Origin of the sequence: Actinomycetospora chlora, assembly GCF_039542135.1 — a bacterium.
Lineage (GTDB): Bacteria > Actinomycetota > Actinomycetes > Mycobacteriales > Pseudonocardiaceae > Actinomycetospora > Actinomycetospora chlora.
Genome location: NZ_BAABHO010000084.1, coordinates 1 through 19384, shown reverse-complemented (window position 1 = coordinate 19384; position 19384 = coordinate 1). Strand labels below are relative to the sequence as shown.

The window sequence follows — 19384 nt, the reverse complement described above, 5'->3', positions numbered from 1 at the left end:
CGGCACCGGCCCCACCGCTCCCGGCCGCCGACCAGCTCACCGCCGCCCTCGCCGCCGCCGAGCGTGCGGAGGCCGCCCGCCGCGAGGCCGCCCGGGGAGCCGCCGTGACTCCCGCTGCGACACCCGCCGGGAGCGCCGATGCCTGAGACCGTCCGTCTGGTCATCACCTCCGACGAGGGGCACAGCGTCGAGCGCCTCGTCGAGCTGCCGATCGCGTTCGGCCGCGACCCGGAGCGGGCGGACGTCGTCCTGCCCGACCGGATGGTGTCGCGCCGGCACGCCCGTCTGGAGGCCGACGGGGACGGCATCGTGCTCGTCGACCTCGAGAGCGCCAACGGCACCTGGATCGGCAACGACCGCGTGGAGCGGCGCCGTCTCGGGGCGGACGACGTCGTCACCCTGGGGTCGCACACCGTGCGCTGCGAGCTCACCGCCCCGGCGCCGCCCGACACGCCCCGCGCCGTACCGGCGTTCGGGTCCGCCGGTGGCGTCGTGCTCGGGCCGGAGGGGCTGCGCTTCCTGCCGCTCGCGGACCTCCACGCCGCCTGGGACACGGCGGACCGGCGCCTGGGCGAGATCACCGACGACCTCGCCCGGCGCGGCTCGGCGACCGACGTCGTGACCCGGCGCGAGGCCCACGAGCGGTGCATCGCCGGACTCGACGCCCTCGTCGACGCCGAGCTCGACGCCCTCGCCGGGCCGACCCTGTCGCTGTGCGCCCCGGAGGTGGACGTCGGGCGGTTCCGGGCGGGCGTGGCCGCCCTGCGCGCGCTCCCGGCCCACCGCGCGGCCCGCCCGGCGGGCGACGCGCCCGGCGACGTGGAGGCCCTGCTGGCGGAGGACCGCCGCCTGGTCGACGGGCTGGACGCCGCCCTCGGCGACGGCCTCGACGCCTTCGCCGAGCACGGGCCGGACGTCGTGCGCCGGGGCGCGGACCGACTGGTCGGGGCGCTGCGCGGGGTCCTCGCGGCCCTGGAGGAGGGCGACGCCCGCCTCGCCGAGCGGCGGGGGGCGACCGCGACCGTCTAGGCCGCGACCTCCTCGGACAGCGCGACGATCACGCCGCCGGGTCCGCGCAGGTAGCAGAGCCGGTAGACGTCCTCGAACCGCCCGACCTCGCCGACGAGCTCGCCGCCGTGGGCACGCAGGCGGGCGACGGTGTCGTCGAGGTCGTCGACCAGGAACATGAGCCGGCGCAGGCCCTGGGTGTTCGCCGGCGCGCCCGGCTCGGCGGTCCTGGCCACCGGCTGGCGGAACCTCGTCAGCTCGAGCCGGCCGTGCCCGTCCGGCGTCGCGACGAAGGCGATGTCGACCTGCACGTCGTCGAGCCCGACGACCTGGTCGACCCACCGGCCCGCCACCGGCATCGCCTCCCCCTGCCGCTCCATCCCGAGCTCGACGAAGAAGGCGATCGCGGCCTCGAGGTCGTCGACGACGACGCCGACGTGGTCCATGCGCGTGATCGTCACGGTGATCCCTCCCTGGTGGGTGTGTCACCCGGGGACGGAGCCACCGACGGGTTCTCGACGGGTCAGCCCGAGGTCGTCGCGAGCGGGCGGTGCGGGTCGCGGCCGGCGAGCGCGAGCACGCGGTGCAGCTCGGTGTCGGCGGGGGTGTCGACGATCGGGCCGTAGAGGCCGGTGCGGGCCTCGGGCGGCGCCTGCGCCACCCCGTCGACGAACTGCGCGACCGCGGCGACGTCCTCGTCCCGCACCGCGTACTGCACCCCGATCGCCCCGGCGAGGTCCCAGCCGTGCAGGACCAGCTCCTCCAGGGCCACGACGCCGAGCTGGGTGCGGGGCATGGTCAGCCCGCCCGCGCTGCCCTCGCCCTCCCAGGCCTCGGGTGCGGTCCACGCGGTGGCGAGGTCGGCGAGGCGCTCGTCGAGGAGGGCCCGCCACCCGTCGGTCACGTCCTGCGGCGCGCCGCCGCGGTCGGACTCGGTGTGCCGGGCGACGTTCGCGAAGTGCTGGGTCAGCGCCAGGAGGTGGCCGAGCAGGTCGCGCACGGTCCACGAGCCGCACGGCGTCGGCCGGTCGAGGTCGCCGTCGCCGACCTGCGCGGCCACCCTCGACACCTCGCGGGCGGCGGGACCGAGATCGAGCATGCGAATCACTCCTCAGGACTGGTTGGTCCTGAGAACGTACCAGCGCGGCGAGCCTCCGACGAGTGCCGTGAACCGGACGATTCACACCACTGCGCCACGTGGGGCACACTCGGCGCTCACTCCGCCCATCCGGGCCCCGAACCGGAGGAACGTGGTGCCGCCCTCCCCGCTCCCCTCACCGTCCGCACCGCCGCCGCTGTCCTGGCCCTTCACCGGCCGGGACCACGACATCGCGACCGTCGCGGCCGCCCTGGCCCGCGACGGCGCCGTGGTGCTCGCCGGGGCCGCCGGGGTCGGCAAGAGCCGGCTCGCCCGCGAGCTCGCGGCCCGGATCGCCCCGCACGACCCGGTCCAGGTCGCCCGGGCCTCCGCCTCGGCCCGGGACGTCCCGCTGGGGGCGTTCGCCCACTGGCTGACACCCGGCCGCGCCGACGAGGGCGACACCGCGACGCTGGCGCGGACCGCGGAGACCCTGCGCGCCGACGGGCCGCGCTCGGTCCTGCTGGTGGACGACGCGCACGTGCTCGACCCGACGTCGGCGGCCCTGCTCAACCAGCTGGCCACCGACCGCGCCGTGCGGATCGTCGTCACGGTCCGGACCGGCACCGTCTGCCCGGACGCGGTGACGGCGATGTGGAAGGACGGCGTCGCCACCCGCGTCGACGTCACCCCGCTGACCGAGGAGACGACGGCCGCGCTGCTCGAGGCCGCGCTGGAGGGGCCGGTCGACGCCCGTGCCGCCCGGCGGCTCCACGAGGTGACCGTCGGCAACGTGCTCTGGCTGCGCCACCTCGTCGAGGGGGAGCGCGCCGCCGGCCGGCTGACCGCGGCCCGGTCCGGGCGCTGGGAGTGGAACGGCCAACCCGTCCTCTCCCCCGCGCTCGAGCAGCTGATCGGCGAGCGGCTCGGCACCCTGGACGACGGGGAACGGCGAGTGATCGAGCTCGTCGCCCTCGGCGAACCGGTCGGCCTGCCCGTGCTCGTGGCGCTGGCCGGCGCCGACGAGGTCGAGCGGGTCGCCGACCGCGATCTGGTCACCGTGCACGCCGACGGCGCGCGCACCGAGGTCCGTCTGGGGCACCCGCTCTACGGCGACGCCGCCCGGTCCCGGCTGAGCCTGCCCCGGGCGCGGCGCCTGCGCGGTGAGCTGTCGCGCGCACTGCGCGACACCGGCGCCCGGCGCGCCGGCGACCAGCTGCGCCGTGCGGTGCTCGACCTCGACGGCGACACCCCGCGCGACCCCCGGCTCCTGGTCGGTGCGGCCCAGCAGGCGATCGCCCTGACCGACAACCGCCTGGCCGAGCGCCTGCTCGACGCGGCGGCCGAGGCAGGCGGGGGCTTCGACCCGGTGCTGAGCCTGGCGTTCCTGCTCAGCTGGGAGCTGCGCGCCGAGGAGAGCAGCACCGCCCTCGCCCGCGCGATGGAGCTGGCGACGACCACCGACGAGCGCATGCGCGCCTTCCTCGTCCGCGTCCAGGTCGTCTTCTTCGTCCTCGACCGGCCCGAGGAGGGGATGGCCCTGCTCGCCGCCGAGGAGGCGCGCACGCCCGACCGGCCCGAGCCGGCGGTGTGCCGGACGCTGCTCCGCGCCGTCGGCGGCGAGGTCGGGGCCGCAGCCGACGACGCTCTGGCCCTGATCGGCCGGGACGACCTAACCGTCCAGGCCCGGTGCTGGGCCTGCTGGCCGGCCGCCTACACGCTCGCCTTCCGGGGCGGCGAGTCCGACCGGGTGCAGGAGATCGTCGACCAAGGCGTGGCGGCGGCCCACGGGTCGCCCGAGACCGGGGTGATGGTCGGCAACATCGCCTTCGCGGGTCTCCAGGCCGCGCTGTACGCCGCCCGACACCGTGCGGGCCCGCCTGACCTGGCTCGACGACCTCACCGGTGCGCAGGCCGCGACCTGGGCCGGCCTGTTCCGGGGCAGCGTGGCCGGGGAGTCCCGGCCGCGGACGGCCGCCCGGCTCCTGACCAGCGTCCTCGCGAGCTTCCCCGGGCACGGCGGCGGCTGGTCGTCCCTGCTCCACGCCCGCATCGCCCAGGGCCACGCCCTCGTCGGCGACACCGTGGGCGCGGACGCCGCGCTGGCCACCGCGCAGCGGTACCGCCAGCCCTGGGTCCGCTTCTTCGACATCGAGATCACGATCGCCCGGCTCTGGGTCGCCGCCGCGCGGGGCGCCCGGGCGGAGGCGGACCGCTTGGCCGCGGAGGTGGTCACCGAGAGTCGGCGCCGGGGAGCGCGCTCGACCGAGCTCGTCGGCCGCCACCTCGCGGTCCGTCTCGGCGCGCGCGACCAGGCCGAGGCGCTCGACGAGCTCGCGCCCGACCTGCCCACCCCGCGGGCCGCCGCGAGCGCCGCCCACGCCGCCGCGCTGCGCGACCGTGACGTCCCCGGCCTCCTCGCCGCCGCCGAGGCGCTCGAGGCGTGCGACCTCGAGCTGGCCGCCGCCGACGCGGCCGCGCAGGCCGCCGTCGTGGCCCGCGAGGAGGGCCGCACCGCGGCGTCCGTCGCGGCCGCCGCACGCGCCACGACCCTCGCGGCCCGGTGCGAGGGCGCGCGGACCCCGGCCCTGCAGGAGGCCCGCAGCCCGCTGCGCATCAGCGACCGCGAGCGGGAGGTCGCGATCCTCGCCGCCGAGGGCCTCGGCAACCGCGAGATCGCAGCCCGGCTGCACGTGTCGGTGCGGACGGTCGAGAGCCACGTCTACCGCGCGTGCACCCGGCTCGGCCTGCCGGACCGCGCGAGCCTGGCCGCCTACGTCGTGGACCAGCCCGAGCCGTAGGCGGCGGCTACTTCTTGCGCCCGCCCCGCTTACCCTTCTCGCGCACCCGCACGTTGATCTGCACCGGCGTGCCGGTCAGGGGAAACGTCTCGCGCAGCTTGCGCTCGAGGAAGCGGCGGTAGCCGGCCTCGAGGAAGCCCGAGGTGAACAGCACGAACGTCGGCGGCCGGTTCTGCGCCTGCGTCGCGTAGAGGATCTTCGGCTGCTTGCCGCCGCGGACCGGCGGGGGCGTCGCGGCGACGACGTCGGCGAGCCACTGGTTGAGCTGGCCGGTGGGGACGCGGCGGTCCCAGTTCTCCAGGGCGGTGCGCATCGCGGGGGCGAGCTTCTGCACCGCGCGCCCGGTGCGGGCGGAGATGTTGACCCGCTCCACCCACGGGAAGCGGACCAGAGCCCGCTCGAGCTCGCGGACCATCGCGTGGCGGCGGTCCTCGTCGACGAGATCCCACTTGTTCATCGCGAGCACCAGCGCGCGGCCGGCGTCGGCGACCTGCGAGGCGACCCGCAAGTCCTGCTCGCTGATCGGCTCCGACGCGTCGAGCAGCAGCACCGTCACCTCGGCGGCCTCGATCGCCGCCTTGGTGCGCAGCGAGGCGTAGTACTCGGTGCCCGACGCCTGCCCGACCTTGCGGCGCAGGCCCGCGGTGTCGACGATCTTCCACGTCTCGCCGTCGATCTCGACGACCGAGTCGACCGGGTCGGTGGTGGTGCCCGCGGTCGCGTCGACCACCGACCGCGACTCGCCGGTGAGCTGGTTGAGCAGGCTCGACTTGCCGACGTTGGGCTTGCCGACCAGGGCGACACGACGCGGCCCGCCCTCGAGGTCGACGTCGTCGCGCGGGCTGTCCGGCATCGCGTCGATGACGAGGTCGAGCAGGTCGCCGGACCCGCGCCCGTGCAGCCCCGACACCGGGTGCGGCTCGCCGAGCCCGAGGCGCCACAGCGCCGAGAGCTCGTTCTCGCCGCGCTGGTCGTCGACCTTGGTGGCGGCCAGGATCACCGGCCGGTCGGCCCGTCGCAGCGTGCGCGCCACGGCCTCGTCGACCGCGGTGGCCCCGACCTGGCCGTCGACGACGAGCATGATGACGTCGGCGGTCGCCATCGCCGTCTCGGCCTGCGCCGAGATCGCCGCCTGCATCCCCTTGGCGCCGGGCTCCCAGCCGCCGGTGTCGAGCAGCGTGAACCGCCGCCCGTTCCACAGCGCGTCGTAGGCGACGCGGTCGCGCGTCACGCCCGAGACGTCCTGGACCACCGCCTCGCGGCGGCCCAGGATGCGGTTGACCAGCGTCGACTTGCCGACGTTGGGACGCCCGACCACGGCCAGCACCGGCTGGACCGGGCGCGCGTCACCCTCGATGCCCGTTCCTGCGTCGCCCTCGGCGAGCACAGCGGGCCCTTCCTCGTTCAATGCCTGTCCTTCGTGAAAGCTCAGTGAGAGCCGACTCCCGCGTCGGCGAAGCCGACGATCATATCGCGGTCCTCGGCGAGGTCCTGCAGGCGGTCGAGGACGCCGTCGATGTCCAGCGCCGAGGTGTCGACCTCGACCGCGTCGTCCGCGGGCCGCAGCGGCGACGCCGCCCGCGACGAGTCGAGCGTGTCGCGCCGCGCCAGGTCGGCGGCCACGTCCGGCCCGCCGGAACGCCCGGCCGCGGTGTTCTCCGCGTCGCGGCGACCGGCCCGGACGAGCGCCGAGGCGGTGAGGAACACCTTCAGCCCGGCGTCGGGGAGCACGACCGTGCCGATGTCGCGACCCTCCACGACGATGCCGGCGCCGGCGGCGAGGGCCTCGTCGACGACGCGGCGCTGCTCGGCCACGAGGTGGGCGCGCACCGCGGTGAGCGCCGAGACCGCCGAGACGGCCCCGGTCACCTCCGAGCCCCGGATCTCCGCGCCGACGTCCTCGCCGTCGAGGCGCACACGCGGCTCGGCCGGGTCGGTCGACAGGTCCAGGCGCGCGCCGAGCACCACCGCCACGACGTCGTCGTGGCCGTCGGCCGTGGTGGCCGCGACGTCCAGCGGGGCGCCCGCGCGCAGCACGGCCAGCGTCGCCGCCCGGTACATCGCGCCGGTGTCGAGGTAGCGCGCGCCGAGCCGCATCGCGAGCCCGCGGGCGGTGGTCGACTTGCCGGTGCCCGACGGCCCGTCGACCGCCACGACCCCGCGCAGAACCCCGTCCATCACTGCAGCCGCCTCCCGAACGCCGTCAGACCCTGCCCGCACCCGTTCGGAAGTCCATTGTGCCCTGCGGGAGGGGGCGTTGTCGGCTCCGGGTGAGCCAACGGACCCCGCTACAGCCCGACGGCCCGGTACAGCGACCCGACCTCGTCGCGGCCGAGCTTGCGCAGCGTGCCCGGGCGCTGCTCGCCGAGACGGACGTCGCCGACGGCGGTGCGCACCAGCCGGTCCACCGGCTTGCCGACGGCGTCGAGCAGGCGCCGCACGATGTGCTTGCGGCCCTCGTGGAGCACGACCTCGACCATCACCCGGGCCCCGGACCGGTCGATCACCTTGAAGCTGTCGACCGCCGCCGGCCCGTCGTCCAGCTCGACGCCGTCGCGCAGCCGCCGCCCCAGGTCCTTCGCGATGGGCGCGCGGATCTCGGCGAGGTAGGTCTTGGGCACCTCGTAGGACGGGTGCATCAGGCGGTTGGCCAGCTCGCCGTCGTTGGTGAGCAGCAGCAGCCCCTCGGTGGCGGCGTCGAGGCGCCCGACGTGGAACAGCCGCTGGCCCTCGGCCTTCTCCAGGACGACGTCGCCGACGCAGCGGCGCCCCTGGTCGTCCCACATCGTCGAGAGCATCCCCTCGGGCTTGTTCAGCGCGAGGTGCACGGTCTCGGTGTCGGTGACGACCCGCGAGCCGTCGACGTGGATGACGGACGTCTCCGGGTCGACCCGGATGCCCATCTCCTTGACGACCTTGCCGTCGACCTCGACGCGGCCGGCGCGCATCAGGATCTCGGCCTGGCGCCGGGACGCCACCCCCGCCTCGGCCAGGACCTTCTGCAGGCGGACGCCGTCACTCACGGTCACAGGCTACCAGCGCCCGTCCGGGCGACCGCCGGTCCCGCCCCGTCCACCGGTCGTCGCAGGAGACCGGGCGCGCACACGGGCGTCACGTGATCGACACGAGGCGCCGGTCGGATGCGCCCACGAGGGGACGAACGACCCGGACCGGATGAACGGAGCCACACACGGTGACAGAGCCAGCCCCCGCACGTCGCCCCCGCGTGCTCGTGGTCGGGCCCCCGGCCGACGCCCGCGGCGGCATCGGGAGCGTCGAGCGCGCCCTCGAGGAGCACGCCGAGGCCCTCGCCGACCTCGACGTCGTCACCACCCACCGGGACGGGCCGGCCGTCACCCGCCTGCGCGCGATGGCGCTCGGCACGCTCGCCGCCGCCGGGCACCTGCTCGTGCGGCCGCCCGACCTCGTCCACATGCACGTCTCCCAGCGCACTTCGGTGCTGCGCAAGGGCCTGCTCGGGCGGCTGGCGCGCGCCCGCGGGGTCCCCGTCGTGCTCCACATGCACGGCTCGGAGTTCCTCGACTGGTACGACGGGCTGCCGACGCCGGTGCGCGCGGCCGTCCGGGCGCTGGTCGTCCCGCACCGGCTCGTCGTGCTGTCCGAGAGCCTGCGCGGGCGCTACGCGACGCGGCTCGGGGTGCCCGAGGAGCGGGTGGTCGCCCTGCCCAACCCCGTCGAGTGGCCGGCGGCCGCACCCGCCGGGCGGGTGCCCGGCGGCGAGGTCCTCGCGCTGTTCCTCGGCCGGTTCGGCGCCCGCAAGGGGATCTACGACCTGGTCGACGCCTGCGCGCTGCTCTCCCCCGCGGCCCGGCACCGGCTGCGGGTGCTCGCGGCCGGCGACGGCGAGGTCGACGGGGTGCGCCGCGCCGTCGCCGCCGCGGGGATCGGCGACGTCGTCACGGTCAGCGGATGGCTGGCCCCCGCCGAGCGCGACGACCTGCTCCGCCGGGCCGACCTGCTCGTGCTGCCGAGCTCGCACGAGGGCCTGCCGATGGCCGTGCTCGAGGCGATGGCGTTCGGGGTCGCGCCGGTGGTGACGCCGGTGGGGGCGCTGCCCGAGGTGGTCCGCGACGGGGAGAACGGCGTGCTCGTGCCGGTCGGGGACGCGGCGGCGCTGGCCCGGGCGCTCGAGGCCCTGGTCGCCGACGACGACCGGCGCCGTGCGCTCGGGGCGCGGGCACGCACGGACGTCGAGCCGTACGCCGCGCCGCGCTGGGCGGGGCGCCTCGCCGACATCTGGGCGGCCGCCTGACCGGTCCGGTCACATCGGGGCGGCGCCGTGCGACCAGGAGGTGGACACCGAGGAGAGGAGCCACCGTGCTCGGACGCAAGACCTTCACCACCGACGAAATCGAGAACGCGCGCACCACGGTCGCCGCCCAGGTCGCCGCCCTGCGCGGCGCCGCCGCTCCTGACGAGCCCGCCCTGGCCAACGCCCTGCTGCTCGCCCTGGACCGCCGCTTCGTGCACCGCATCCGGAACGTCTCCGGCAAGGACACCAACCCCGTCACCGAGGTCGAGCTGCTGGCCGAGTCGCTCCTCGACCACGACGGCGTGCTGACCCCGAACAAGGTCATCAGGTACCAGCCCGAGCGGTCGGTGCTCGGGCTGGCGCCGGGCGACGCCGTCTCGCTCGACGCCGACGCGTTCGAGCGCCTGGCCGACGCGTTCCTCGCCGAGCTCGCGGTGCGGTTCGCCGACACGGCCGCCTGATCCAGCGCCCGACCTACCGCACGCCCTCCCAGACCTCCTGCTCCGGGCCGTCCGGGGCGTCGGTCAGCGCGTCGGCGGCCTGCTCGCCCACGCCGAAGAGCCGCGTCGTCGGCGTCCCGGCCGAGTACGGCGGCCAGCCGGGGGTCGCCGTCGCGGGCGAAGGCGACCCACGCGCGACGCATGCGGGCGGCCAGCGCACGGGTCCGCTCGGCGTCGGGGACGGCGAAGGCGCCGGTGTCGACGCGGCCCACGACGTCGAAGACGAACGGCAGCTCGCGGCCGTGGCAGGCGCCGAGGCCGTCCTCGCGCCAGCCGAACACGTAGCGCCGCGTCGAGCCGGTGTGGGCGTCGGCGAGGCGGCGGGTGGGGACGCCGAACATCCAGTCGGAGCGCACGGCGTCGAACAGCGCCGGTGTCGTCGCTCCGCGGCCCGAGGAGCGGTAGGCGGCGACGACGCGGTCGGGGTCGTCGTGCAGCCGGGCGACGAGGGCACCCAGGGCGTCCTCGTCGGGCGCCGGGAACCCGAACGCCTCCCCGATCATCGTGTAGAGGGCCATCTCGTCGGCGTTGTGGCCGACCAGGAGGTCGATGTCGACGGCCGCGCCGTCGGCGACGGCCTCGACCGGCTGGCGGTCGAGCAGGTCGCCGTCGAGGACGGGCCCGAGCGGCGCGAGGCCCATGAGCGGGTCGCGCAGCCCCTGGACGGCGAGGTCCGGCGGCCGCCGCCCCAGGCGGGCGACGGCGGCGACCAGGCCCTCGTCGGGCACGTCGACGAGGGCGTGCTGGTCGACGCCCAGGTCGTCGGCCAGCGCCGACGTCGTCACCGTGGCCTGGGCCGGCGCGAGGACGTGGGAGCCGCCGCCGCTCTGCACGATCGCCCGGCGGATCAGCCCGGGCGGGGCGGCGACCAGCAGGGCGGCGACGCTCAGCGCGCCGGCGGACTCGCCGAACACCGTGATGCGGTCCGGGTCCCCGCCGAAGGCCACGGCGTTGTCGTGGACCCAGCGCAGGGCGGCGATCTGGTCGTGCAGCCCCCGGTTGGCGACGACGCCCGGGACGGCCCCGAAGCCGGGGACGCCGAGCCGGTAGTGGATCGCGACGACGACGGCGCCCTCCCGCGCCAGGCGCGTCCCGTCGTAGACGGGGGCGAGCGTGGCGCCGCCGGTGAACGAGCCGCCGTGGACGAACACCATGACCGGCAGCCCGGAGCCGCCCGGGGTGCGGACGTCCGCGGTCAGGTAGTCCGCGCCCGGCACCCACCCCGGCCCGGTGATCGGGCTGATGTCGGGCATCCCCGCGGCGGCGCCCGCCTGTGGCGCCGTGGGACCGGGGACGGTGGCGTCGCGCTCACCGTCCCAGCGCGCGGGCTCGGCGCGGGCGAAGCGCCGCTCCCCCACCGGTGCCGCGGCGTAGGGCACGCCGAGGAAGGTCGCGACGGCGTCAGGACCGTCGGCGACGGAGCCCCGGATCGTCCCGCCGGTGGTCTGCCGGATCTCGTCCACGCCGCGGGGTGCCCCCTGCGTCACTCGTCGATGTCGTCCACGTCGGGCAGGAGCGGCGCGATCGGCGGCAGGTCCTCGATCGAGTCCAGGCCCAGGCGCTCGAGGAAGAGCTCGGTGGTGCGGTAGAGCGTGCCTCCGCCGACGTCGGTGCCGGCCTCGATGATCAGGCCGCGCGCGGCGAGGGTGCGCATGACGCCGTCCACGTTGACCCCGCGCACGGCGGCCACGCGCGAGCGCGTCACCGGCTGGCGGTAGGCGACGATCGCCAGGGTCTCCAGCGCCGCGCGGGTCAGGCGGGTGCGTTGACCGTCGAGGACGAAGCGCTCGACGTACGGGGCGAAGCGGTCGCGGCTGTAGAGCCGCCAGCCCTCGCCGGTGGCGCGCAGCTCCATCCCGCGCCCGCGCTCGGTGTACTCCGCGGCCAGGCCCTCGAGGGCCTGCTGCACCCGCGGGATCGGCTCGTGCAGGACGTCGGCGATCTGGTCGGTCGGCGCCGGGGCGTCCACGACGAGCAGCACGGCCTCCAGCGCGGCGACGAGCTCGGCGTCGGAGACCAGCGCCTCCTCGAGCTCCTCGAGGGGGTCGGCTCCCTCGCTCACTCGTCCTCCCCCGTCAGCCCTGCGCTGCCCGCGTCACCCCCGGGAGCCCACCGGACGTGCAGCTCGGCGAACGCCTCGGGCTGGTCGAGCGCGACGTCCCGGGACCGGTACATCTCCAGCACGGCGAGGAAGCGTCCCACGACCTCGATGCCGTGCTCGCAGTCGGCCACGAGGGCGGCGAACGTCGCGCTGCCCTGCGCCCGGAGGCGTTCCGACAGGATCCGGACCTGCTCGGGCACCGACACCGTCGAGGCGTGCAGGTGGTCCAGCCCGACCGTCGGCGGCGGCTTCGGGCGGAAGACGGCCGCGGCGAGCTCCGCGAACCCGTCGGCGTCCAGGCCCAGCTGCACCGGTGGCAGGAGCTCGGCGAACCGCGGCTCCAGCGTCACCGCGCGCGGGTAGCGCATCCGTGCCGCGCCCTCGAGCTCGCGGAACAGTGCCGCGACCTGCTGGTAGGCGCGGTACTGCAGCAGCCGGGCGAAGAGCACGTCGCGCGCCTCGAGCAGCGCGAGGTCCTCCTCGTCCTCCACCTCGGCCTGGGGCAGCAGCCGCGCGGCCTTGAGGTCGAGCAGCGTCGCGGCGACGACGAGGAAGCCGGTGGTCTCCTCGAGGTCGGCGTCGTCGCCCAGGGCCGTGGTGTAGGCGATGAAGTCGTCGGTGACGCGGGAGAGCGCCACCTCGGTCACGTCGAGCTCGTGGCGGCCGATGAGCTGGAGGAGCAGGTCGAACGGGCCGGTGAAGTTGTCCAGACTGACCTGGAAGCGGCTGCGTTCGGGTGCTTCGGGGGCCAGCGTCACCGCGCGATGACCTCGCGGGCCAGGGCGCGGTAGGCCTCCGCGCCGGTGGACTTGGAGGCCCACCGGGTGATGGGCTCGCCGGCCACCGTCGTCTCCGGGAAGCGGACGGTGCGGTTGATGACGGCGTCGAAGACCAGCTCCCCGAACGCCTCGACGACGCGCGTCATCACCTCGCGGGTGTGCAGCGTGCGCGGGTCGTACATGGTGGCCAGGATGCCGGTGATCTCCAGCTTGGGGTTCAGCCGGTCCTGCACCTTCTCGATCGTGTCCATCAGCAGCGCCACCCCGCGCAGGCTGAAGAACTCGCACTCGAGCGGGATGAGCACGCCGTCCGCGCAGGCCAGCGCGTTGACCGTCAGCAGGCCCAGCGACGGCTGGCAGTCGACGAGGACGTAGTCGTAGCGGTCGAGCACCGGCGAGATGACGCGCCCGAGCGACTGCTCCCGGCCGACCTCGGTGACCAGCTGCACCTCGGCGGCCGAGAGGTCGATGTTCGAGGGCAGCAGGTCCATGCCCTCGACCGTCGTCGGGCGGATGACGTCCTCGATCTTCGTGCCCTTCTCCATGAGCAGGTTGTAGATCGTGGTGTCGAGCTGGTGGGGCTGCACGCCCAGACCGACCGAGAGGGCGCCCTGCGGGTCGAAGTCGACGAGCAGCACCCGACGGCCGTACTCCGCGAGCGCGGCGCCGAGGTTGATCGTCGAGGTGGTCTTGCCGACCCCGCCCTTCTGGTTGCACATCGCGAGGACCGTCGCCGGGCCGTGCCCGTCGAGGGGCCCGGGGACGGGGACGTGCCGGCGCGGGCGCCCCGGGGGGACCTCGCCGGTGGGCTCGGTGGTGTTCTCGGTGGTGTTGTCGGCGGTGGCGTGGGCCGTGGCGTCCGGCGGCTCGGGCTCCGTGGCTGACCAGAGGACCGGCTGGGGGTTCGACATGGCGTCCCTCCTCGTGCGATCAGCCTAGGAGGCGCTCCACGCGCGCCGGCGCACGACTCGCCGGGCGAGGTGACGACGTCCCGGCCGGTGTCGTGCGACCGTGACGCGTTCCGGTGGCGCCCGTCACGCACGGCGATCCGTTCCGCCCGGTCCGTCCCGATCTCCCGGTGGACGGAAGCCGGCGTGACGCCTCTGTGTGGCCGTTCCCATACTGTCCGCTTCCGTCGACCCACGAGGACGTGCGATGACGACCGAGCCGAGAACGAGCACCGCATCCCGGGACACCGCCGGCGCCGGCTGGGTGCGCCCGCTGTGCTGGACCGCCGTCGCGCTGGAGGGCTTCGACCTCGTCGTCATCGGCGTGGTCATGCCGGTGCTGCTGCGCGACCCGGCGTGGGACCTCGACCCGGCCGGCGCGTCGGTGGTCGTGACGGTGGGCCTGCTCGGGGTCATGGTCGGCGCGCTGGCCGTCGGGCCGGTCGCCGACGTCATCGGCCGGCGCCGCACGATGATCGCGACGGTGACGGCCTTCTCGGTCCTCACGCTGGCCTGCGCGTTCGCGCCGAACCCCGAGGTGCTCGGCGTCCTGCGCTTCCTCGCGGGCCTCGGGCTCGGCGGGGTGCTGCCGGTGGCGCTGGCCCTGGTCGCCGAGTACGCGCCGAGCGGGCGGGGCAGCAGCGCCACCACGATCATGATGACCGGCTACCACGTCGGCGCGGTGCTGACGGCCCTGCTCGGCATCCTGCTCATCGGGTCGTTCGGCTGGCCGGCGATGTTCGTCGCCGGCACGATCCCGGCGCTCGTGCTCGTGCCGCTGATCGTCCTGCGGCTGCCGGAGTCGGCGGAGTACCTGGCGCGGAAGAACGGCGAGCGCGACTCGAGCTGGCGTGGTGAGCGCCGCAACCCGGTCGCGACGCTGTTCCGCGACGGCCTCGCGCGCCCGACGATCGCGTTCTGGGTCGCGTCGTTCATGGGCCTGCTGCTGGTCTACGGCCTCAACACCTGGCTGCCCGAGATCATGCGGTCGGCCGGCTACGCCCTGGGCGCCGCGCTCGCCCTGCTGCTCGTGCTCAACGTCGGCGCGGTCCTCGGGCTGCTGCTCGCCGGCACCGTCGCCAACCGCATCGGCGTGCGCCCGGCGACGATCGCCTGGTTCGCCGCGGCGACCCTCTTCCTCGCGCTGCTGTCGATCAAGCTGCCCGGCATCGGCGTCTACGTCAGCGTGCTGCTCGCCGGCGTCTTCGTGTTCTCGGCGCAGGTGCTGGTCTACGCCTACGTGTCGCAGCTCTACCCGGCCGAGGGCCGCGGCACGGCGCTCGGCACGGCCAGCGGCGTCGGGCGGCTCGGCGCGATCGTCGGCCCGATTCTCGGCGGCGCCCTGCTCCAGGCCGGCATCGCCAATCCCTGGGGCTTCTACGTCTTCGCGATCGTCGCCGCCCTCGGCGCCGTCGCCGTCGCCGCCGTCGGCCGCGCCCCCGCACGTGCGTGATCTTTCGAGCGATGGCTCGGAAGATCACGCACGACCGAGGTAGCGGACCACCGTCGTCGCGACCTGGTCGGCGACGACGTCGGGCGGGTGCAGCGGCAGCACGACGTGGCTGATCGTCAGCCGCGCGGCGATCTCGGCGGCCGCGGTCGCCGTCGCGACGTCGAGCTCGGGGCGACGGCGGAGCAGGAAGTCCGCGCCGCGGTCGCGGGCGGCGGTCACGAGCGGCTCGGCCTCGCTCGTCAGCAGCGGTAGCAGCTCCTGCGCGCCCTGGCCGGTGAGCAGCGCGCGCAGCAGGGGGTCGCGCCCGACGGTGTCGAGGGTCGTGCGCACCGAGGAGGCCCACGCCCGGTGGATGTCGTCCTCGCCCTCGAGCGCGGCCTCGAGCTGGGCGAGGAACTCCTCGGTGCGCCGCAGCACCAGCGCCGCGGCGAGCCCCTGCTTGCTCGCGAACTCGTTGTAGAGCGTCTGGCGGCTCACGCCGATGCCGTCGGCGACGTCCTGCAGGCGCAGCCCGCGCCAGCCGCCGGCGACGAGCAGCTCCGCCGCGCGCTCGAGCGCCTCGTTGCGGACGAGGCCGCGGGTGCGGTCGGCGAAGGTCGGGGCCACGGCCGCAACGTAGACGCTGGCCATTGCTGCGTCCAGTCCGTGGACACGGACGCCATTCGTGTCTAGCGTCCTCCTCGTCCCGCCGACGTGGAGGTGGCCGTGCCCGCAGTCCGCACCGCGACGGGCGAACGCCTGTCGTCCGTCGTCCTCACCCCGATGCCGCGCGGCGTCGACGACCACCTGCTCGAGCGGGCGCACCCGCGGCGTCCCGGCCCGCTCGCCGCACCGCCCGCGGGCTCCGGCCTCGCCCCCGTCCCCGGTGACGCGGGCATGCCCGTCCTCGGGCACACGCTGACCTACATCCGCTTCGGGCACGCCTTCACCCGCGCCCGCCACGCCGCGCTCGGCCCCGTGTCGTGGTGCGGGTTCGCCGGCGAGCACGTCGTCATCGCCGCCGGGCCCGAGGCGACCCACGCCGTGCTCACCAACCCCGACAAGGCCTACTCGCAGGACGGCTGGCGCTACCTCGTCGACGACTTCTTCCACCGCGGACTCATGCTGCTCGACGGCGAGGAGCACCGCGTGCACCGGCGCGTCATGCAGGAGGCGTTCACGGCGCCGCGCATCCGCGGCTACGTCGACCGGACGGTCCCGGTGCTGCGCGAGGCCATCCCGGTGTGGCCGCGGGGCCGGCAGGTGCGCGTCTACCCGATGCTCAAGGCGCTGACCCTCGACGTCGCCACCCAGGTGTTCATGGACGGGCGCTCCGGGCCGGAGGCGCAGGCGGTCAACGACGCGTTCATGGCCTGCGTGCAGGCGGCGAGCGCGATCGTGCGCCGCGACCTGCCCGGCACCCGCTTCCGCGCCGGTCTGCGCGGGCGGGCCCTGCTCGAGCGCTACTTCACCGAGGCGCTGCCCGCCAAACGGGCCGGCGACGGCGACGACCTCTTCTCCGCGCTGTGCCGCGCCCGGACGCCCGAGGGCGAGGCGTTCTCCGACGACGACGTCGTCAACCACATGATCTTCCTGATGATGGCCGCGCACGACACGTCGACCATCACCAGCGCGGCCGCCGCCTACCACCTCGCCGCGCACCCCGCGTGGCAGGAGCGCGCCCGCGCCGAGTCGCTGGCGCTCGGCGACGCGCCGCCGGACAAGACGGCGCTGGAGTCGCTGACCACGCTCGACCTCGTCATCCGCGAGTCGCTGCGCCTGGCCGCGCCGGTCCCGGTGGTCATGCGCCGCACCGTCCGCGACACCGCCCTGCTCGGCCACCACCTGCCCGCCGGGCAGCTCGTCATGGTCGCCGGCGCGGTCAACCACTTCGACCCCGCGATCTGGACCGACCCCGACGCCTTCGACCCCGAGCGCTTCGCCGAGCCCCGACGCGAGGACCGCGCCCACCGCGACGCCTGGATCCCGTTCGGCGGCGGGGTGCACAAGTGCCTGGGCATGCTGTTCGGCCAGCTCGAGGTCACCGCGATCCTCCACGAGCTCCTGCGCCACCACCGGATCTCGGTGGCGCCGGGCTACACCCCGCGCTGGGACAACACCTCGCTCCCCGTCCCCGCGGACGGACTCCCGCTGCGCCTCGACCCCCTACGTGCGTGATCTTCTGAGCTATCGCTCAGAAGATCACGCACGTGCGCGGGGGTGGGCCATGGCGAAGACCTCGCGCAGGGTGTCGACGGTGACCTGCGTGTAGATCTGCGTCGTCGTCACCGACGCGTGGCCCAGCAGCTCCTGCACCACGCGCAGGTCGGCGCCGCCGTCGAGCAGGTGGGTCGCGAACGAGTGCCGCAGGGTGTGCGGGGATATGTCCCCGCCGATGCCCGCGCGGTCGGCCGCCGCGCGCAGCGACGCCCACGCGCTCTGCCGTGACAGCCGCGCCCCGCGGGCGTTGAGGAACAGCGCCGGCGTGCCGCGTCCCCGCTGGGCCAGCGCCGGCCGCGCCCGCACCCGGTACGCGTCCAGCGCGGCGAGCGCCGGCCGTCCGATCGGCACGAGCCGCTCCTTGCCGCCCTTGCCGGCCAGCCGCACCGACCGGTCGGTGGTGTCGACGTCGTCGACGTCCAGCCCGACCGCCTCGGTGATGCGCGCCCCGGTGGAGTAGAGGAGCTCGAGCAGCGCCCGGTCGCGCACGCCGGCCACGTCGTCGGCGTCGCCGCCCCGGGCCTCCAGCAACCGGCCCACGGTCGCGACGTCCAGCGCCTTCGGCAGCCGCCGGGGCGGCGACGGCGGGTGCACCTCGCGGGCCACATCGACCGCCACCAGGCCCTCGGCCAGCGCGAACCGGTGCAGCCCCCGCACGGCGACCACCGCCCGCGTCGCCGACGCCGTCGCCAGCGGGGTCCGGCCGTCGGCCCCCGTGCGCAGCGCGACGAGGAAGTCGCCGACGTGGCGCTCGGTCACCTCGGCGAGGTCGTCGATCCCGGCGCGCTCCAGGTGCTCGAGGTAGCGCCCCAGGTCGCGCCGGTAGGAGACCAGCGTGTTCTCGGCCGTTCCGCGCTCGACGAGCAGGTGGTCGAGGTAGACCTGCACCGCCCGGGACGGCCTCGTCGAGCCCCCCGTCACAGCACCTCCGACAGCTCCCGCACGGGCAGGTCGTGCGCCGCACCGACGGCCCCGGTCACCAGCTCGCCGCCCACGACGTTGATGCCCTTGGCCAGGGCCGGGTCGGCGGCCGCGGCGTCGGCGAGGCCGTGGTCGGCGAGGGCCAGCACGTAGGGCAGCGTGACGCCGGTCAGGGCCCGGGTGGACGTCGTGGGCACCGCGCCGGGGACGTTCGCGACGCAGTAGAAGATCGAGTCGTGCACGCGGTAGGTCGGCTCGGCGTGCGTGGTGGGGCGGGTGTCGGCGAAGCAGCCGCCCTGGTCGACGGCGAGGTCGACCAGCACCGAGCCCGACCGCATCCGGCCGACGAGCTCGTTCGACACCACCACCGGGGCCCGCGCGCCGGGCACCAGCACGGCCCCGACGACGAGGTCGGCCTCGCGGCACGCACGCTCGACCTCCGGGGCGCTGGAGAGCACGGTGCGCACCGCGCCGGAGAACACCTCGTCGACCCGCCGCAGCGCCCGGACGTCGACGTCGAGCACCTCGACGGAGGCTCTCAGCCCGACCGCGATCGTCGTCGCCGCCATCCCGGACGTGCCGGCGCCGATGATCACGACCCGTCCGGGACGGACACCGGGCACGCCGCCGAGCAGGACACCGCGCCCGCCCTGGGCGTTCTCCAGGTGGTGCGCCCCGACCTGCGGCGCCATGCGCCCGGCGATCTCGCTCATCGGGGCGAGCAGCGGCAGCGCCCCGTCCGCGGTCTGGACGGTCTCGTACGCGACGGCCGTCGCGCCCGCGTCGAGCAGCGCGGTCGTGCACTCCCGCGACGCCGCCAGGTGCAGGTAGGTGAACAGCACCTGCCCGCGCCGCAGGCGGTGGTACTCCTCGGACACCGGCTCTTTGACCTTGAGCAGCAGGTCCGCCGACGCCCACACCTCGTCGGCGTCGTCGAGGACCGTGGCGCCGGCTTCCCGGTAGGCGTCGTCGGTGATCGCCGAACCGAGCCCGGCACCGCCCTCGACGAGCACCTCGTGGCCGCGCCGGACCAGCTCGGTGACGCCGACGGCGGTGAGGGCCACCCGGTCCTCGTGGTCCTTGACCTCACGGGGAACGCCCACCTTCATGGCCGGACCATAGCCCCGCCGGCAGCCGCCGACGGCCCGCCGCGCGGCGGGCGCACACCGAGCACCGTGCGACGGCCTCGAGCCCTTCGCGGACGTCCTCGCCCGCACGGCCCAGCACCAGCCTCCGCGCGCGCACCCCACCCCGCGAACGAACGGCGCTTTCGCTGCTTCGGGGCGGATTCGTGCGGTGGTCGCAACACCCCTTGGTCAGTTGC

The 19384-nt window shown here is 75.6% G+C and carries 19 protein-coding genes and 1 pseudogene; 7 read left to right on the top strand and 13 right to left on the bottom strand.

The window, feature by feature from the left end; translation table 11 throughout:
- Positions 1–138: 138 nt before the first annotated feature.
- Positions 139–1029, top strand: coding sequence for an FHA domain-containing protein (locus tag ABD994_RS29830; RefSeq protein WP_345424807.1), 891 nt, complete (start codon positions 139–141; stop codon positions 1027–1029).
- Here the strand turns inward: ABD994_RS29830 and ABD994_RS29825 are convergent.
- Together ABD994_RS29825 and ABD994_RS29820 are read right to left on the bottom strand one after the other, a co-directional pair.
- Positions 1026–1469 (bottom strand): VOC family protein, encoded by a 444-nt coding sequence (locus ABD994_RS29825; protein WP_345424804.1) that lies wholly within the window; start codon positions 1467–1469, stop codon positions 1026–1028. The genes ABD994_RS29830 and ABD994_RS29825 overlap by 4 nt on opposite strands.
- 62 nt (positions 1470–1531) lie before the next feature.
- Complete coding sequence (locus tag ABD994_RS29820; protein WP_345424802.1) at positions 1532–2107, bottom strand: TIGR03086 family metal-binding protein; 576 nt, start codon at positions 2105–2107, stop codon at positions 1532–1534.
- Positions 2108–2261: 154 nt separating this feature from the next.
- Here ABD994_RS29820 and ABD994_RS29815 point away from each other — a divergent pair, with 154 nt between their 5' ends.
- Both ABD994_RS29815 and ABD994_RS29810 read left to right on the top strand, forming a co-directional pair.
- Positions 2262–4490 carry an AAA family ATPase gene (locus ABD994_RS29815; RefSeq protein ID WP_345424799.1) on the top strand — a complete coding sequence of 743 codons (2229 nt, stop codon included), beginning with the start codon at positions 2262–2264 and terminating at the stop codon, positions 4488–4490.
- Positions 4491–4578: 88 nt separating this feature from the next.
- Complete coding sequence (locus ABD994_RS29810) at positions 4579–4887, top strand: helix-turn-helix domain-containing protein (protein WP_345424813.1); 309 nt, start codon at positions 4579–4581, stop codon at positions 4885–4887.
- A 7-nt stretch (positions 4888–4894) separates the two neighbouring features.
- On the opposite strand, the gene der is transcribed toward ABD994_RS29810, so the two are convergent.
- The 3 genes from der to ABD994_RS29795 form a co-directional block, all read right to left on the bottom strand.
- Positions 4895–6274 (bottom strand): ribosome biogenesis GTPase Der, encoded by a 1380-nt coding sequence (gene der / locus ABD994_RS29805; RefSeq protein WP_345424810.1) that lies wholly within the window; start codon positions 6272–6274, stop codon positions 4895–4897.
- 41 nt (positions 6275–6315) lie between these two features.
- Complete coding sequence (cmk, locus tag ABD994_RS29800) at positions 6316–7065, bottom strand: (d)CMP kinase (RefSeq protein ID WP_345424796.1); 750 nt, start codon at positions 7063–7065, stop codon at positions 6316–6318.
- Positions 7066–7175: 110 nt separating this feature from the next.
- On the bottom strand, positions 7176–7910 hold the full coding sequence (locus tag ABD994_RS29795) for a pseudouridine synthase (protein ID WP_425550153.1): 735 nt from the start codon (positions 7908–7910) through the stop codon (positions 7176–7178).
- 170 nt (positions 7911–8080) lie between these two features.
- Here ABD994_RS29795 and ABD994_RS29790 point away from each other — a divergent pair, with 170 nt between their 5' ends.
- The gene (locus ABD994_RS29790; protein WP_345424790.1) at positions 8081–9160 is read left to right on the top strand and encodes a glycosyltransferase family 4 protein; all 1080 of its coding nucleotides are present in this window, start codon (positions 8081–8083) and stop codon (positions 9158–9160) included.
- A gap of 65 nt (positions 9161–9225) precedes the next feature.
- A complete protein-coding gene (locus ABD994_RS29785) occupies positions 9226–9621 on the top strand; it encodes a hypothetical protein (RefSeq protein WP_345424819.1) in 396 nt (131 codons plus the stop codon).
- 13 nt (positions 9622–9634) lie between these two features.
- On the opposite strand, the gene ABD994_RS29780 is transcribed toward ABD994_RS29785, so the two are convergent.
- The 5 genes and pseudogenes from ABD994_RS29780 to ABD994_RS29760 form a co-directional block, all read right to left on the bottom strand.
- A complete protein-coding gene (locus tag ABD994_RS29780; RefSeq protein ID WP_345424816.1) occupies positions 9635–9820 on the bottom strand; it encodes a hypothetical protein in 186 nt (61 codons plus the stop codon).
- Positions 9819–11123: pseudogene (locus ABD994_RS29775) on the bottom strand (carboxylesterase/lipase family protein); the annotation flags it as partial. The pseudogene ABD994_RS29775 and the gene ABD994_RS29780, both read right to left, overlap by 2 nt.
- 20 nt (positions 11124–11143) lie before the next feature.
- A complete protein-coding gene (gene scpB / locus ABD994_RS29770) occupies positions 11144–11722 on the bottom strand; it encodes an SMC-Scp complex subunit ScpB (RefSeq protein ID WP_345424787.1) in 579 nt (192 codons plus the stop codon).
- Positions 11719–12519 (bottom strand): segregation and condensation protein A, encoded by an 801-nt coding sequence (locus tag ABD994_RS29765; RefSeq protein WP_345424784.1) that lies wholly within the window; start codon positions 12517–12519, stop codon positions 11719–11721. The genes scpB and ABD994_RS29765 overlap by 4 nt, the downstream gene beginning before the upstream one ends.
- Positions 12516–13451, bottom strand: coding sequence for a ParA family protein (locus ABD994_RS29760; RefSeq protein WP_345424781.1), 936 nt, complete (start codon positions 13449–13451; stop codon positions 12516–12518). The genes ABD994_RS29765 and ABD994_RS29760 overlap by 4 nt, the downstream gene beginning before the upstream one ends.
- A 244-nt stretch (positions 13452–13695) precedes the next feature.
- Between ABD994_RS29760 and ABD994_RS29755 the strand changes: the two genes are divergently transcribed.
- On the top strand, positions 13696–14940 hold the full coding sequence (locus tag ABD994_RS29755; RefSeq protein ID WP_345424778.1) for an MFS transporter: 1245 nt from the start codon (positions 13696–13698) through the stop codon (positions 14938–14940).
- 24 nt (positions 14941–14964) lie between these two features.
- On the opposite strand, the gene ABD994_RS29750 is transcribed toward ABD994_RS29755, so the two are convergent.
- Complete coding sequence (locus ABD994_RS29750) at positions 14965–15546, bottom strand: TetR/AcrR family transcriptional regulator (protein WP_345424775.1); 582 nt, start codon at positions 15544–15546, stop codon at positions 14965–14967.
- Between the two features lie 156 nt (positions 15547–15702).
- On the opposite strand from ABD994_RS29750, the gene ABD994_RS29745 reads away from it, so the two are divergent.
- A complete protein-coding gene (locus ABD994_RS29745) occupies positions 15703–17097 on the top strand; it encodes a cytochrome P450 (RefSeq protein WP_425550154.1) in 1395 nt (464 codons plus the stop codon).
- A 24-nt stretch (positions 17098–17121) separates the two neighbouring features.
- Here the strand turns inward: ABD994_RS29745 and ABD994_RS29740 are convergent, their stop codons facing one another.
- Together ABD994_RS29740 and ald are read right to left on the bottom strand one after the other, a co-directional pair.
- Entirely contained in the window at positions 17122–18060 is a 939-nt protein-coding gene (locus ABD994_RS29740) for a site-specific tyrosine recombinase XerD (protein ID WP_345424769.1), read from the bottom strand.
- Positions 18057–19169, bottom strand: a complete 1113-nt coding sequence (gene ald / locus ABD994_RS29735) for an alanine dehydrogenase (RefSeq protein WP_345424766.1) — start codon at positions 19167–19169, stop codon at positions 18057–18059. Before ald ends, ABD994_RS29740 begins: the two co-directional genes overlap by 4 nt.
- Positions 19170–19384: the final 215 nt, after the last annotated feature.